Below are 13646 nucleotides of genomic sequence, written 5' to 3'. Positions count from 1 at the left end.
CTGACTATAACCTCTCAAAAGAGAACAGGAAAGAACGGGAAACAACATTTTGGGTGCATCTTGTGTTTGAATCGTCACAAAGCAGTGCGGCCCCGCTTTTCCGCGCCGGAGCGGGGAAAAGCGGGGCCGACTGGCGCCCGTCAGCCGGAGTTCCCGGCGAGTGTTACTTTTTGAGCGACGGCTACTTTCTGAGCGACTGGGCGATCTGGGCCATCACGGTGTTATCCGCCAGGGTGGTGGCATCGCCGACTTCACGGCCCTCGGCGACGTCTTTGAGGAGGCGGCGCATGATCTTGCCGGAACGGGTCTTGGGCAGTTCGGGCACCACCAGGATGGTCTTGGGCTTGGCGATCGGGCCGATCTCCTTGCTTACGTGGTTGCGGAGTTCCTGGACGATTGCATCCCCGGAGTCCACGGCGTCTTCGCGGAGGATCACGAATGCGACGACGGCCTGCCCGGTGGTTTCGTCGGCGGCGCCGACCACGGCCGCTTCCGCAACCGCGGGGTGGCTGACCAGGGCCGATTCGATCTCCGCGGTGGAGAGCCGGTGGCCGGAAATGTTCATCACGTCGTCCACGCGGCCCAGCAGCCAGACGTCGCCGTCGTCGTCCCTCTTGGCGCCGTCGCCCGCGAAGTACATGGTCTCGAAACGGGACCAGTAGGTTTCCTTGAAGCGTTCCGGGTCACCCCAGATGCCGCGGAGCATTGCCGGCCAGGGCTCGCGGATGACCAGGAAGCCGCCGCGGCCGTTCGGTACGGATTCGCCGGCCTCATCGACTACGTCCACGGCGATGCCTGGCAGCGGCACCTGGGCCGAGCCGGGCTTGGTGGCGGTGACGCCGGGCAGCGGGGCAATCATCTGGGCACCGGTTTCCGTCTGCCACCAGGTGTCTACGATCGGGGCCGGGTTTTCCTTCTTCTCACCGTTCTTACCCGCGTTGGCGCCGATGACGTCGCGGTACCACATCCAGGCTTCGGGGTTGATGGGTTCGCCTACCGAGCCGAGGACGCGGATGGAGGAGAGGTCGAACTTGGCAGGGATCTCCTTGCCCCACTTCATGAAGGTCCGGATCGCGGTGGGTGCGGTGTAGAGGATGGACACCTTGTACTTTTCGATGATTTCCCACCAGCGGCCCTGGTGCGGGGAGTCCGGGGTGCCTTCGTACATGACCTGGGTGGCGCCGTTGATCAGCGGGGCGTAGGCGACGTAGGAGTGGCCGGTGATCCAGCCGACGTCGGCGGTGCACCAGTACACGTCCGTCTCCGGGTGCAGGTCGAACACGGCCTTGTGGGTGTATGCGCCCTGGGCAAGGTAGCCGCCGGTGGTGTGCAGGATGCCCTTGGGCTTTCCGGTGGTTCCGGAGGTGTAAAGGATGAACAGCGGGTGCTCGGAGTCGTGGCCCACTGCGGTGTGGTCCGGTGAGGCGGCCTCCACGGTGTCGGCCCACCAATGGTCCCTGCCCTCGTGCCAGTCCACGTCCTGGCCGTTGCGCTTGACGACGACGACGTTCTCGACGGTGTGCCCGCTGCCGTCCCCTTCGTGGGACAACGCGTCGTCCACCGCGTGCTTGAGCGAGCTGGGCTTGCCGCGGCGGTAGGTGCCGTCGGCCGTGACCACGAGCTTGGCTTCGGCGTCGTCGATCCGGGAGCGCAGGGCTTCGGCGGAGAAGCCGCCGAACACTACGGAGTGGATGGCACCAATCCGGGCGCAGGCCAGCAGCGTGATGACCGCCTCGGGGATCATGGGGAGGTAGACGGCCACGCGGTCGCCCTTGGCCACACCGAGGGATTCGAAGGCATTGGCTGCCTTCTTGACCTCTTCGGTGAGCTGCGCGTAGGTGTACGTACGAGTGTCGCCCGGCTCGCCCTCAAAGTAGATGGCCACCCGGTCCCCGAGCCCGTTCTCCACGTGCCGGTCCAGGGCGTTGTAGGCGGCATTGATCTCGCCGCCGACGAACCATTTCGCGAAGGGAGGGTTGGACCAGTCCAGCGTCTGGGTGAAGTCCTTGCTCCAGGTCAGCAGCTCGCGGGCCTGCTTTGCCCAGAACGCGGGACGGTCGGCATCGGCCTCTGCATAGTCCGCGGCGGTGACCACCGCGTTGGCGGCGAACTCCGGTGACGGGGCGAACTTGCGGTCCTCTTGGGAGAGGTTCTCGAAGGCGTCGCCCTGCCGGGGCGTTGTCGTGGTGGAGCCTGTGGTCTGTTGGGACATGGTGAACCTCATCATTCATCGATCTTTGCTGCGCGGGACGGACCGTCACCGGGTCGCAGCCGGGCCGCATGCGCGGCATCGGGCGGCGGCTGGTCACGGCTGTACCGCAAAGAGCTGTTCCGAAATACACACTAATACCTGCCCCGCAGCGTGCGTGTGCCCCGTCACATAGTGAACCGTGAGCGGCGTTTATTAAGCGCCGAGTGGTTCTGAAAACGCACAGCCCGCGACCCCGGACCCGTTACCCGGACGCTTGGCCGCCCCCTTCCTCGAGGGGCATGTCCACCCCGCAAACAGGCGGGTGTGCTATGCAAATTCCGCCGACATTCCGCTACGCCCGCCTCCGGCCCGTCAGCTAGTGATCGGCCAATCACTTGGCTAGGCTGAGATGGAGTTGTGACATCCGATGGAGGCAACAGGACCGCTTGGCGGTCCCGTTTCTGCCTGCCGTTAGGAGGCGCTGTCCAGGGCGCCGCCGTGCTAAGGAGAACAGAATGAACCAGCAGAGCCATGGACAGCACAAAGCCGTCCATCAGCATCCCGGTCAGGCGACAGGCCCGGCGAGTTCCGGCCAGCCGGCAAGCGCGGAAGGGGCGAAGCCCGCGGGAAGCAGGCTGACCGGAAAGAAGAATGAAACGGTCCTTGGCCCGTTCACCGTCCGCGACCTCACCGTCTTTGCGTCGACGCTCCTTCTGTTTGTCGCGTCGCTGATCCCGATGTTCGGTTCCCGGTACAACCTGTGGAACCTGGGCAACCTCTTCTTCCTGGGCCTGGGGATCATCCTGCCCCTCATTGTGACGGCCCTTTTTGTGGCCCGCCGGTTGAGCCCCGAGTCCAGGGTGCGGATAGGGTCCCTGTCCATTGACCAGTTCGCCTCCGTGGTCGCGTCGTTTTCCCTGGGGTTCTTCTTCCTGGCCGCCGCCCAGGAATTCGTCCCGGTCCTGCTGGTGGGACTGATCGGATCCGTGGGACTTTTCGGGGCCACTGTGCTGGCACGCTTCATTCCCTTCCTGGCCGGTGACTTCCTGGACCGCGCCGAGGTTCCCGCGCATGTTGTGGCCCGGGAGTCCGCCGCACCGTTCCGTAAGCCCAGCGCCCCGAAGGAGCCCAAGCCCGCCAAGGAGCCCGGCTCCAGCACGTTGGCTGGCTGGTCCAAGCGACTGACAGCCGGTGCTGCAGGCGGTGCCGGTGCCGCCGACGCCGCCGGAAAGGGTGCCGCCGGAAGCAAGGGAGCCGCCGACGGAAGTGCGGTCCCGAACGGCGGCCGCCCCTATGCCGGCGCCGCAACTGCGGCACCGCCTGCGGCAACCCAGTATGGGACAACCCAGCATGACTCGGCACAACATGAGGCCACTCCGCATGAGCCGGCACAGCATGAACCGGCACAGCACGAACCGGCACAGCACGGCGCAGCCAGGCAGGGAGGTGCCGTTCCGACAGCTGCCGCAGGCGTGGCCGCGTCGTCGGGCCACGCGGCCGGCAATAACGCCGCCGCCGCTGCCGGGGCCGCGGCGGTAGGTGCTGCAGCGGCCAGCCGTGGTGCCGGTACGTCGCCCGCTACGCAGGCCGCCGACGTCGTTCCTTCCGTTTCCGAGCGGATGCAGGCCGCCGACGTCGTTCCTTCCGTTTCCGAGCGGACGCAGGCCGCCGACGTCGTTCCTTCCGTTTCCGAGCGGACGCAGGCAGCCGACGTTCCCGCCGACGGCCGGGAGTCCCACTCCGGTCAGGCCGCAGGCGCGGTGCCTTCCGCATCGGTTCCCGCTGAGACGATGCTGAACCCGCAGGTGAGCTCGCAGGAGCCCATCGGTGCCACCGTTGACCCCTACAGCCGCCCCGAGGAACACGAGGAGCAGCCTGTCCACGAGGCTTTCTGGTTCGCCGTGGCCCAGCCCCGCACTGCCATCGATGAGCGGACAGGCATGCCCGCATTCGTGATCGATCCCGGCGGATGGGTTCTTGCCCTGGAAGACCGGGGGCACGAATTCCTGGTGCAGCACACTGACGGCCGGGTGGGCGTGCTGCGGGACCTCAGCAACATCGAGCGCGGCTAGCCGGCCGCCGGTGGCCACTCTTTCCGGCACCCCGAAGCCGGGCAGCGTTATCCCGCGGACGTCCGGGGAGTCCCTGCTGGGGCTGAAGCGGCGGGCCCGCAGGATCAACCGGGCGCTCGCGGAGCTCTACCCTTATGCGCACGCCGAGCTGGACTTCCGCAGCCCCTTCGAGCTCCTGGTGGCCACCGTGCTCTCGGCCCAGACCACCGACGTGGTGGTCAACCAGGTGACACCGCTGCTGTTTGCCCGGTATCCGGATGCCCGGAGCATGGCCGAAGCCGACCCCGCCGAGCTCGAAGTGATCCTCAAGCCCACCGGTTTCTTCCGCGCAAAAGCGAGGAACGTCATGGCCCTGTGCAACCGGCTGGTGGACGAGTACGACGGTGAGGTGCCGCCGCGGTTGCAGGACCTGGTAACGCTGCCCGGCGTGGGCCGCAAGACCGCCAACGTGGTGCTGGGCAACGCCTTCGGCATTCCCGGGATTACCGTGGACACGCATTTTGGCCGCCTTGCCCGACGGTTGGGCTGGACCGAATCTGACGATCCCGTCCGCGTTGAGGCCGATGTGGCCGAGCTGTTCGAACCGCGGGACTGGACAATGCTCTCGCACCGGGTGGTGTTTCACGGACGGCGCGTCTGCCATGCACGCAAGCCCGCCTGCGGTGCCTGCGCGGTGGCCACGTGGTGCCCCAGCTACGGGGCAGGGGAGACGGACCCGGAGAAAGCGCGCAAGCTGCTCAAATACGAGCTCGCGCCCGGGCAGGAGGCGCTCCTGGCGCAGCTGCTGGCTGAAACACACCGGGCCGCGGAAATCCGGATGGAATCACAAAAGCGGGGAAAATGACCGCCCGCCAGGACCTCGTGGACCTCATTGCCGCCATCGACGCCGGGAGCGGCCCGGCGCGCAATCCCTACTGGCGCGATCTCGCGGTGGATGACAGCGTTGCCCGCAAAGCCGCAGTGCTGATGCTGTTTGGCGCCTTGGACAACGTTCCGGCTGCGTCGGGAAAGCCGTTGGCCCCGGCTGACCTCGATGTCCTTCTGCTGGAACGCGCCCACACGCTGGACGACCACCCCGGCCAGGTGGCGTTTCCAGGCGGCGGGATCGACCCCGGCGAGACGCCCATCGAAGCGGCACTCCGCGAAGCCGAGGAGGAAACAGGGTTGGACTCGGCCGGGGTGGAGGTACTGGGTGCCATGCCGCAGTTGGCCCTGCCCCGCGGGAATTTCCTTGTGACGCCCGTCCTTGCCTGGTGGCACTCGCCGTCGCCTGTCCGGGTGGTGGACTACGGCGAATCGGCCCAGGTTTTCCGGGTCCCGGTCCGGGACCTCCTGGATCCCGACAACCGGGTGATGGCAACGGTCAGCCGGGCCGGCCAGTCGTTCCTAAGCCCCGCCTTCGTGGTGAACAAGGTGGTGGTCTGGGGCTTCACCGGGATGATCCTGAACGAACTGTTCGATCACCTGGGCTGGTCCGTTCCCTGGGACCGGTCGCGCTTGCACCAGATCGATGTGTGAACGCCCGGTGCAACTCCCGGGCGGCCCGGTTGCCCGTCCCGGCGGGCTCCGGGACTATCCGGATACCAACTCCCTTGGGGCGCGGTTCACCACAAGCCCGGTGGCGGCGCTTTCGCGGACCGCGTTGATACCTGCTACAACGCCTTTGAGCGTCTTGAACCGTGGCGAAACCGCCACTATCGTGCCATCGTCGGCCTTTAGCCGGAAGTAGAAAGCCTCGTCTTCAGCGTTAATAATTTCAAATGTGCCAGCCACTGTGTGGTGCCTCCCCAAATTTCCATGCGTCATTGCATCGGCCGGTCCTTTATCGGAGCTGCACTGCCACTGCTGCGAACCGGCTAATCGAGCTTAACCGGGATGCGAGACAGTCCACAAAGCTACCGACAGGTAGGTTACAAAGCGCGACTTACAGGGCTATTTCGCCTTGTCGTAGGAGTCCACTACCGCCACGCTTACGGGAAATTCCACCGGAATCCGGCCGAACAGCAGTTCCTTGGCGGCCGCAGCTGCCTCCTCGATGGCCCGGATACAAGCGTCCACCGAGCCGTCGGGGCAGTGGACCATCACTTCGTCATGGAGGAAGAACACCAGCTCGCCCGTGGGTCCGCCGGCCGACCGCATGGCGCGGAGCCGCCGTCGTAATTCCGCCAGCCAGCAGGCCGCCCAGTCAGCTGCCGACCCCTGGACCACGAAGTTGCGGGTGAACCGGCCGCGGGAGCGGGCAATCGCGTCCGCCCGGCGCTGTTCCTCGGCGGTGGTGGATTTCTGGCTTTGCAGCCAGCGGTCCGACGGCGGCGGGCTGCTGCGGCCCAGCCTGGAGGTGACCGTTCCGCCGGCCTCTCCCTCCCGGGCGGCCTGTTCCACGAAGCCGACGGCACGAGGGTACGTACGGGTCAGCTGCGGCATAAGGCGCCCGGATTCACCGGTGGTGGCACCGTAGATGGCACCAAGCAGGGCCACCTTGGCTTTGGCACGGTCACCGCCGAATCCCTGGGCTGCGATGCCCGCATAGAGATCCTTGTCCCGGGCCGCTTCGGCCATTTTGGAGTCCTGGGCCAGGGCCACCAGCACCCGCGGCTCGAGCTGCGACGCGTCAGCGACGATGAGTTTATGGCCGGGATCGGCGTGCACAGCGCCGCGGATCTGGCGCGGAATCTGCAGTGCTCCGCCGCCGCGCGATGCCCACCGCCCGGAGACGACGCCTCCCACCACATACTCGGGCTGGAAGCGGCCGTTATTCACCCAGGCGTCCAGCCAGGCCCAGCCGTTGGCCGCATGGAGACGTGCCAGCTTCTTGTAGGCGAGGAGCGGTTCGATGGCCGGGTGGCTGGATTCCTTGAGCTCCCATTGCCGGGTGGTCTTCACCTCAATGCCGTTCCGGTGCAGGGCGCGCATCAGTTCCTGGGGCGAATCCGGGTTGAGGCCTGGAGAGTTCAGCAGCCTGCGGAGTTCGGTGGTCAGCGCCTCGAGCCTGGCGGGCCGGTGGCCCAGCGGCGGGCGCGGACCCAGGTAGTCGGCCAGGATCTCTTCGTGCAGTTCTTCCCGCCAGGGCACACCGGTGTGTTGCAGTTCCGCGGCGATCATGGCCCCCGCGGATTCAGCGGCGAGGAGCAGCTGGAGCCGCTGCCTGCGGTTCGCGTCCGTGCTCGCCTGGCTTAGGGCTTCCTGCTGGTCGGCGTACTCGGTGCGCAGCTCTTCGAGTGAATGCCTTGGCGCCCGGCTGAGTCCGGAGTCCTCGAAGAGCGCCCCCTGATGTGCCGGCTGGGGCGGCGGCTGCAGGCTGCGTGGCGGCTGCTGCGAGTCGTCGTCCTGGGTGAGCTTTTCCGCGTTGCGAGCGTAGGCAGTGTGCGCAGTGAACTCAGAATGCGCCAGGATGGCGCCGCAGAGTGCGAGGTCGTAGCAGCGTTCCAGCTCAACTCCCGCGGCCAGGAACGCCGGGTACCAGTCCTGTGTCCGGTGCCAGATCCAGCGCGGGCGCCGCTTTTCGAGCTCACGTACGACGCCGGCCAGCTCGCCGGCGCCGATGAGGCGGGGTCTGGGGTTGCCCGCGGCAACAGAGCCGTCCGCTGCGAGTTCCTGGAGGGCTGCGCCGTCGGCGTGGGCGGACAGCAGCAGGAACATGGTCCTAATTCTGCCTTGTGGAGTGCCATGTCTGCGCCTCCGGCCGCCGTTGTAGGCAGCCTGTGCCCTTGTGCGGCTCCAGCGGGGGTACTGGGGGAGTCCTGCCGGCGCACTGACCCTCCACAGATTGTTCGGCGCCGGAGGTTGTCCACATGGCGTGCGCGGGGTCTGTCGGACGGGCCGGCCGGTCGGCACAGTGGCAGGATGAGCAGGCAGAATCTTCAGGAACCCATGCCGGAACCCGCGCCGGAGTTCAGCGGCCCCGGCCCAGCGACGGCCCCGGGCCGAGGTATTGGTCCAGCGTCGGGAGCGCCAGCCGGGCCTCCGGAGCCAGCCACGGCGGTACGCCGTGCGGCGCGGGCCGCACCGCCGGGAGGTGACGGTGTAGCGCGCCGAAACCAGTCCCGGGTACGGACCGGGACGGATACGGAAGCAGCCGGATCGCACGCACGGGAAGGACGGTCCAGGCGCGGGCGGCAGGCGGCCGGCCGGCAGGCTGATGCGGGCAGGCGGCCAAACCAGGCCAGGACGGCAGCCAGCGGAACCCCGGCAAGGGATGCAACGTCGGCTGCCCGGGGTCCCGGCGCCTGGCTTCCGGCCGAGTCTGCGGAAACGCTCCTGGTAACCGGCTTCGATTTCCTACGCGGCGAGGTTGAACGGATTGTGGCTGCTGCCGGCGGCCAGCTTCGCGTCGCAGCCGATGCCACTGAAGCGGCCCCTTTCTGGGACACCGCGGCCGTAGTACTGGTGGGCAGCGATATCCGCGAGCTGCCGCCCCGCCGCCGGGCACCTGCGGTGCTCGTGGGCCTGGGCGGTGAGGGCGATAGTCTCTGGCACCTTGCCGCCGCCCTGGGCGCCGAACGCGTGGCGGTTCTACCGGATGCCGCCGCGTGGCTGGCTGAATACCTGAGCCGCTCACGGTCGCCGGAAGCCGGCGGGCTCGTCCTGGGTGTGACGGGCGGGTGCGGGGGAGCCGGTGCCACTACAGCTTCGATCTGGATCGCCCAGGCTGCCGCGGAGTGGGGAGCGCGGGTCCTGCTGATTGATGGCGATCCCTGGGGCGGGGGTTTGGAACTGGCCCTGGCTGCCGAAGAATCACCCGGTCTCCGGTGGACCGACCTTTCAGAGGCAAGCGGAACCATCGATCCGGAACAACTGTCCGACGCGCTGCCCGTGGCGGGCGGGTTCTCCTTCCTGTCCTGGCCGGGCAGCCGCGAACGCCAAAAGGGTGTGGAGGCAGCAACCGTGGGCGGCGTCCTCGATGCCGCGCGGCGCGGCTACGAACTGGTCCTGGTGGATATCGGCCGCGGAACGGAGCCGCTGCGGACGTTCGCCTGGGACTGCGACCGCATCCTGATGGTGGCCCCCGCGCAGCTAAAGGCCGCCGTTTCTTCCGCCAGACTGCTGCAGGAACTCCCCCCGGTGGAGACTGCGCTGGTGATCAGGGGCAAGGCGGGGGCCGTCCTCGACGGGCCGCTGATCGCGGAATCCGTGGGGTTGCCCCTGCAGGGACTTGTTCCGGAGGTGAAAGGCACGGCCAGCGCCACGGAGCTTGGCCGCCTGTTGGAAATGGGCCGCCGGCGCAGCGTGCGCCGGTTCGCCGCCTCGGTACTTGACCTCCTGGGTGGGGAGTTTCCATGAGCACGCTTCCACAGATGCCGGGTGCGTCCCGGTTTCCCGGGCCGGCCGGCGGCCTTAGGCGGCGGCAGAACAGTGCACTGGACGCCGGGCTGCTCGAATCCGTCCGCGAATCAGTGATGGCCGATTCCGGTCCGGTGACCCCCTCCCGGGTGGCCGCGGCCGTTCAGGCCACGGGAAGGCTCCTGGGCACGGCGGGGTCGCTGGCCGCCGTCGAACGGATCAGCGCAGAGCTCAACGGTCTGGGACCGCTGCAGGTGCTGACCAGGGATCCGTCCGTAACGGACATCTTCGTCAACGCCCCGGACTCCGTCTGGCTGGACCGCGGAAACGGCCTGGAGCAGGCGGCGGTGTCGTTCTCCTCCGAAAGCGAGGTACGTTCGCTGGCGGCCCGCCTCGTGGCGGCAGGCGGGCGGCGTCTGGACGACGGATCCCCGTGCGTCGATGTCAGGCTTGAGGCCGGATACCGGGTCCACGCAGTCCTGCCGCCGATCTCGACAGCCGGGACGCTGTTGAGCGTCAGAATCCGCCGTCACGAGGTGTTCACGCTGGACGAGCTCCGGGACGGCGGCATGTTTGGTTCTTTGGTCCAGGACGTACTGGAACGCGTGGTTTCCCGGCGTCTGAGCTTCCTGGTCAGCGGTGCCACCGGGTCAGGGAAGACCACCCTCCTCTCAACACTCCTGGGGCTGAGCGAGCCTGGCGAACGGCTCGTCCTGATCGAGGATGCTTCCGAACTGAACCCCGTCCATCCGCACGTGGTGTCACTTGAGTCGAGGCACGGAAACCTTGAAGGCGGCGGTGCGGTGGACCTCGCCGAACTGGTACGGCAGGCCCTCCGAATGAGACCTGACCGCCTGGTGGTGGGGGAATGCCGCGGAGCCGAGGTCCGCGAACTGCTGACGGCTATGAATACCGGACACACCGGGGGCGGCGGAACGATCCACGCGAACACGGCTGCCGCCGTGCCTGCCCGCCTCACGGCGCTCGGCGCCCTTGCCGGAATGGGTCAGGACGCCATGCGGCTGCAGGTTGCCAGCGCTTTGGACGTTGTGGTCCACGTGGAGCGTTCCCGCGGCATCCGTCAGGTGGCCTGCATCGGGTTGGTTGAAGACGGCCCGCTCGGACTGGAAGTCTCGGCGGCCGTGGCTGTGCAGGCGGGTACCGTCACCCTGGGACCCTCCTGGCCGAGGCTTGCGCGAAGACTGGGCATTGATGCTTCCGGCGCCGCAAACCCCGGCGCCGCGGACCCCGGCCAGGCAGCCACCGGTGCCGGACCCCTGAGTCCAGTGCACAGGTGAAACCAGTGATGGCTTTGTTCGTCACAGCGCTGGCACTCGCTGCATGGCTGGTGGCCCGGCCGCCAGGCGGGCGTGCAGGAAGGATCCGCAAGGCACTGAACACCGGGCATCCCGACTCGCAAGGCAGGCGGGGCTCCCGAAGTGCGTGCGGCGTCAAGGGAAGAGGCGCCTCGCCCGGCGGGTCACAGGCCCGGACCGCCATCCGGGCAGGGAAGCCCCGCCATCAATCCCACGGGGTGCCCATGACAGTGGTGGTCCAACAACTGGCTGCGCTGCTCAAAGGAGGCCGTACGCCGTCACGGCTGTGGGATGAGCTCTGGATGGTCTACTCCGTGGAGGAGCCTTCCGGATCCGGACCCCGTGAGGAACCGGGACTCACCGCCGGGTCGTTGTCGATGGTGTCGGTGGCCCGGGCAGCCGCCCTGCGGGGTTCCCCCGTGGCGGAGGCCATTCGCGCGGCAGCTGCTGCTGCCTTCCCCGGAAGCCAAAACCGCGAACGGCGCATCTGGGGCGAACTCGCGGCGTGCTTCGACATTGCGGCAGCGAGCGGCTGCCCGCTGGCCGACGTCCTGACCCGTCTGGCGGCGCAGCTCGAAGCGGAGGACGACGCCGAAGCCGCCCGCCAGACCGCCCTGGCAGGTCCGAAGGCAACGGTCACCCTCCTGACCTGGCTTCCCCTGTTGGGCCTGGGGCTTGGGGTGGCCCTTGGCGTGGATCCGCTGTCCATCCTGCTCGGCACGCCGTTTGGGATGGCTGCGCTCGCAGCCGGTGTAGGGCTGACGGTGGCCGGCCGGATCTGGTCCGCCAGGCTCGTCCGCTCTGCCACTGGAACGCCATGACGGCGGAATGGCTGCCGTCGGCGGTCGTGGCTCTTGTGCTGGCCGCCGCCGCAGCACTCGCCTTGACCGGACGGGGCAGCACGCACAGGAGGCTTCGTCGGAGGTGCCGGCAGAACCTGGACAACGGAGGGAACGGTGACGCCGGGACAACCCGGCAGGCTCTACGGGCCGGCGAGGGCCTGCGCGACACCGCCATGATGCTGGAGCTGATCGGGGCCATGCTGGACGCCGGTTCGGGGATCGGGCGTGCGCTCGAACTCGTCGCTGATTCAGCCTCACCCGAGTACCGCCATTCGCTCCGGCCCGTTGTGTCCGCACTGGCCATTGGAGCCGACTGGGAAACAGCGTGGCGCAGTTCCGAAGTCAGGACTCCGGAGCTGTTGGTCCTGAGGCAGGCCCTGGGCTTTGCCGCCCTGACCGGGGCGCCGTCGTCGGCCATCCTCTACGCGCAGGCAGCCAGGCTGCGCAGGGAACGCTTCAGGGCGGCGGAAAAGCGTGCTGCCGCGCTCGGCGTGCGACTGGTGGTCCCGCTTGGCCTCTGCTCGCTGCCCGCCTTCGTCTGCCTGGGCGTGGTCCCGGTCCTGCTGGCGATGCTTCCCTCCGGAAGCTGACCCCGGACCGGGTGGGGCCGGGTGGGGGCACGACGGCGGCCGAGTCTTCCTCCACAGCCACGGCTTGCCCGGCTTTTCCACTTAGCCGAACCTCTCCCTTATCTCCATTCAGCCAAGCCGGGAGAGTCGAATCAGCCGGCAGACCAGCCGGAAAACAATGAAAGGAACCGCAATGTCAATCACATCCAACCACCGCCCGTACGCCCAGCCTGAACCCTCCGGCCGGACCGTCCCCGCAGACGCAGAAGTGCTGGAGATCTACCCGGGTGCCAGGGAGGCGGCACCCGTCTCCGGCCGGGCGCGCTGGCGTCTTATGGGATCCGAAGTGGGAATGGCCACCGCTGAATACGCCATCGCTACCCTCGCCGCAGTGGGTTTCGCCGGGATCCTGGTGTTCATTCTGCGCAGTGACGAAGTCCGGGGCTTCCTGCTGAACCTGATCCGGACGGCGCTGGCGTTGCCATGACGCCGGGATTGCGCCGCTGCCGGGTGGCGGACCGCGGAGCTGTCACTGCGGAATTCGCGGTGGCGTTGCCGGCGGTCCTTCTTCTCCTGGCGCTCCTGCTTGCGGGATCCGCGGCCGGGATTACCCAGCTTCGGCTCGAAGAAGCGGCACGGGCCGGGGCAAGGGCATTGGCGCGGGGGGAAGACGCCGGAGCGGTGGAGGGAATCGTCCGGCAGCTCGCCGGGGGCTCGGCATCATCATCCATCATGGGCGAGGACGGATGGCTCAGTGTCACGGTTTCCGGCCGGGTGTCCGGTCCCGTCGGGTCCATCATCCCGTGGACATTGTCCGCCCGGGCTTTGGCCAGGAGTGAAACCGCCGAGTCCGCGCCCATCCGTCCGGCGGAGACATGGCACGTACCGGCACAATTCGGGAACGTCCGGGAGCAGCGTCCCGAGGCTGCGGCCTCGTGAACGCCGCGGGGTCTCCGGACCCGGGGCATCCGAAACCGGGAAACGGCGGACTGGGGAATCCGGAACCCGGCGGAGCACAAGCGGGTCAGCAGGAAGGTGGCCATGATCGCGGATCCGGAACGGTTCTTGCCGCCGGGCTCGGCATGGTGGTGATGGTCGCCATGGCGCTGATGCTGTTGCTGGCCCAGTCCGCTGTGATGGCGTCCAGGGCAGCGGCGGCCGCCGACCTCGCCGCACTGGCGGCCGCCGACGCACTGCGCGGGATCAGCCAAGGCGTGCCGTGTTCTGTGGCGGCCGATGTTGCGGGCCGGCACGGAGCGAAAATAACCAGTTGCACGGAAGGAGGAAGTGACACCGTCGAGGTCCGGACAGAGCTCCTGAACCGGAGCATGTTCGGCGTAGCGACCGGCCACGCCAGAGCAGGGCCGCCGCCATGA

At 67.9% G+C, this 13646-nt stretch carries 13 protein-coding genes; 10 read left to right on the top strand and 3 right to left on the bottom strand.

What is annotated here, in order from left to right; translation table 11 throughout:
* Positions 1 to 181: 181 nt before the first annotated feature.
* The gene (gene acs, locus ARTH_RS17130) at positions 182 to 2212 is read right to left on the bottom strand and encodes an acetate--CoA ligase (RefSeq protein WP_011693203.1); all 2031 of its coding nucleotides are present in this window, start codon (positions 2210 to 2212) and stop codon (positions 182 to 184) included.
* A 494-nt stretch (positions 2213 to 2706) separates the two neighbouring features.
* Between acs and ARTH_RS17125 the strand changes: the two genes are divergently transcribed.
* Genes ARTH_RS17125 through ARTH_RS17115 form a run of 3 tightly spaced genes read left to right on the top strand, consistent with a single transcriptional unit; the run spans position 2707 to position 5781 of the window.
* Positions 2707 to 4263: a hypothetical protein gene (locus ARTH_RS17125; RefSeq protein ID WP_011693202.1), complete on the top strand. Its 1557-nt coding sequence runs from the start codon at positions 2707 to 2709 to the stop codon at positions 4261 to 4263.
* Between the two features lie 10 nt (positions 4264 to 4273).
* Complete coding sequence (gene nth / locus ARTH_RS17120) at positions 4274 to 5107, top strand: endonuclease III (protein WP_011693201.1); 834 nt, start codon at positions 4274 to 4276, stop codon at positions 5105 to 5107.
* Positions 5104 to 5781: an NUDIX hydrolase gene (locus ARTH_RS17115; RefSeq protein WP_011693200.1), complete on the top strand. Its 678-nt coding sequence runs from the start codon at positions 5104 to 5106 to the stop codon at positions 5779 to 5781. Before nth ends, ARTH_RS17115 begins: the two co-directional genes overlap by 4 nt.
* A gap of 54 nt (positions 5782 to 5835) precedes the next feature.
* Here ARTH_RS17115 and ARTH_RS17110 read toward each other — a convergent pair whose 3' ends face one another.
* On the bottom strand, positions 5836 to 6036 hold the full coding sequence (locus ARTH_RS17110; protein ID WP_011694003.1) for a YegP family protein: 201 nt from the start codon (positions 6034 to 6036) through the stop codon (positions 5836 to 5838).
* Between the two features lie 159 nt (positions 6037 to 6195).
* A complete protein-coding gene (locus ARTH_RS17105; protein ID WP_011693199.1) occupies positions 6196 to 7902 on the bottom strand; it encodes a bifunctional 3'-5' exonuclease/DNA polymerase in 1707 nt (568 codons plus the stop codon).
* A gap of 618 nt (positions 7903 to 8520) precedes the next feature.
* Here ARTH_RS17105 and ssd point away from each other — a divergent pair.
* The 7 genes from ssd (at position 8521) to ARTH_RS17070 (ending at position 13646) form a co-directional block, all read left to right on the top strand.
* The gene (gene ssd / locus ARTH_RS17100) at positions 8521 to 9543 is read left to right on the top strand and encodes a septum site-determining protein Ssd (RefSeq protein ID WP_043431018.1); all 1023 of its coding nucleotides are present in this window, start codon (positions 8521 to 8523) and stop codon (positions 9541 to 9543) included.
* Entirely contained in the window at positions 9540 to 10841 is a 1302-nt protein-coding gene (locus tag ARTH_RS17095; protein ID WP_011693197.1) for a TadA family conjugal transfer-associated ATPase, read from the top strand. The genes ssd and ARTH_RS17095 overlap by 4 nt, the downstream gene beginning before the upstream one ends.
* Positions 10842 to 10849: 8 nt before the next feature.
* Positions 10850 to 11680, top strand: coding sequence for a type II secretion system F family protein (locus ARTH_RS17090; RefSeq protein ID WP_011693196.1), 831 nt, complete (start codon positions 10850 to 10852; stop codon positions 11678 to 11680).
* Positions 11677 to 12291 carry a type II secretion system F family protein gene (locus ARTH_RS17085; protein ID WP_011693195.1) on the top strand — a complete coding sequence of 205 codons (615 nt, stop codon included), beginning with the start codon at positions 11677 to 11679 and terminating at the stop codon, positions 12289 to 12291. Before ARTH_RS17090 ends, ARTH_RS17085 begins: the two co-directional genes overlap by 4 nt.
* A 157-nt stretch (positions 12292 to 12448) precedes the next feature.
* Positions 12449 to 12757 carry a DUF4244 domain-containing protein gene (locus tag ARTH_RS24560; protein ID WP_442852978.1) on the top strand — a complete coding sequence of 103 codons (309 nt, stop codon included), beginning with the start codon at positions 12449 to 12451 and terminating at the stop codon, positions 12755 to 12757.
* The gene (locus ARTH_RS17075) at positions 12754 to 13209 is read left to right on the top strand and encodes a TadE family type IV pilus minor pilin (protein WP_011693193.1); all 456 of its coding nucleotides are present in this window, start codon (positions 12754 to 12756) and stop codon (positions 13207 to 13209) included. The genes ARTH_RS24560 and ARTH_RS17075 overlap by 4 nt, the downstream gene beginning before the upstream one ends.
* Before the next feature lie 50 nt (positions 13210 to 13259).
* Entirely contained in the window at positions 13260 to 13646 is a 387-nt protein-coding gene (locus ARTH_RS17070) for an Rv3654c family TadE-like protein (RefSeq protein WP_052309809.1), read from the top strand.

This window comes from Arthrobacter sp. FB24 (assembly GCF_000196235.1).
In the GTDB taxonomy this organism is placed as follows: domain Bacteria; phylum Actinomycetota; class Actinomycetes; order Actinomycetales; family Micrococcaceae; genus Arthrobacter.
Note: the sequence above shows the minus strand (reverse complement) of the source record. Positions and strands in the feature narration are given on the sequence as shown.

Bases quoted from the DNA above. Each gene is read 5' to 3' on its own strand.
- acs (WP_011693203.1), bottom strand. From the start codon at position 2,212: ATGTCCCAACAGACCACAGGCTCCACCACGACAACGCCCCGGCAGGGC.
- ARTH_RS17125 (WP_011693202.1), top strand. From the start codon at position 2,707: ATGAACCAGCAGAGCCATGGACAGCACAAAGCCGTCCATCAGCATCCC.
- ARTH_RS17115 (WP_011693200.1), top strand. From the start codon at position 5,104: ATGACCGCCCGCCAGGACCTCGTGGACCTCATTGCCGCCATCGACGCC.
- ARTH_RS17105 (WP_011693199.1), bottom strand. From the start codon at position 7,902: ATGTTCCTGCTGCTGTCCGCCCACGCCGACGGCGCAGCCCTCCAGGAA.
- ARTH_RS17095 (WP_011693197.1), top strand. From the start codon at position 9,540: ATGAGCACGCTTCCACAGATGCCGGGTGCGTCCCGGTTTCCCGGGCCG.
- ARTH_RS17090 (WP_011693196.1), top strand. From the start codon at position 10,850: ATGGCTTTGTTCGTCACAGCGCTGGCACTCGCTGCATGGCTGGTGGCC.
- ARTH_RS17085 (WP_011693195.1), top strand. From the start codon at position 11,677: ATGACGGCGGAATGGCTGCCGTCGGCGGTCGTGGCTCTTGTGCTGGCC.
- ARTH_RS24560 (WP_442852978.1), top strand. From the start codon at position 12,449: ATGAAAGGAACCGCAATGTCAATCACATCCAACCACCGCCCGTACGCC.
- ARTH_RS17075 (WP_011693193.1), top strand. From the start codon at position 12,754: ATGACGCCGGGATTGCGCCGCTGCCGGGTGGCGGACCGCGGAGCTGTC.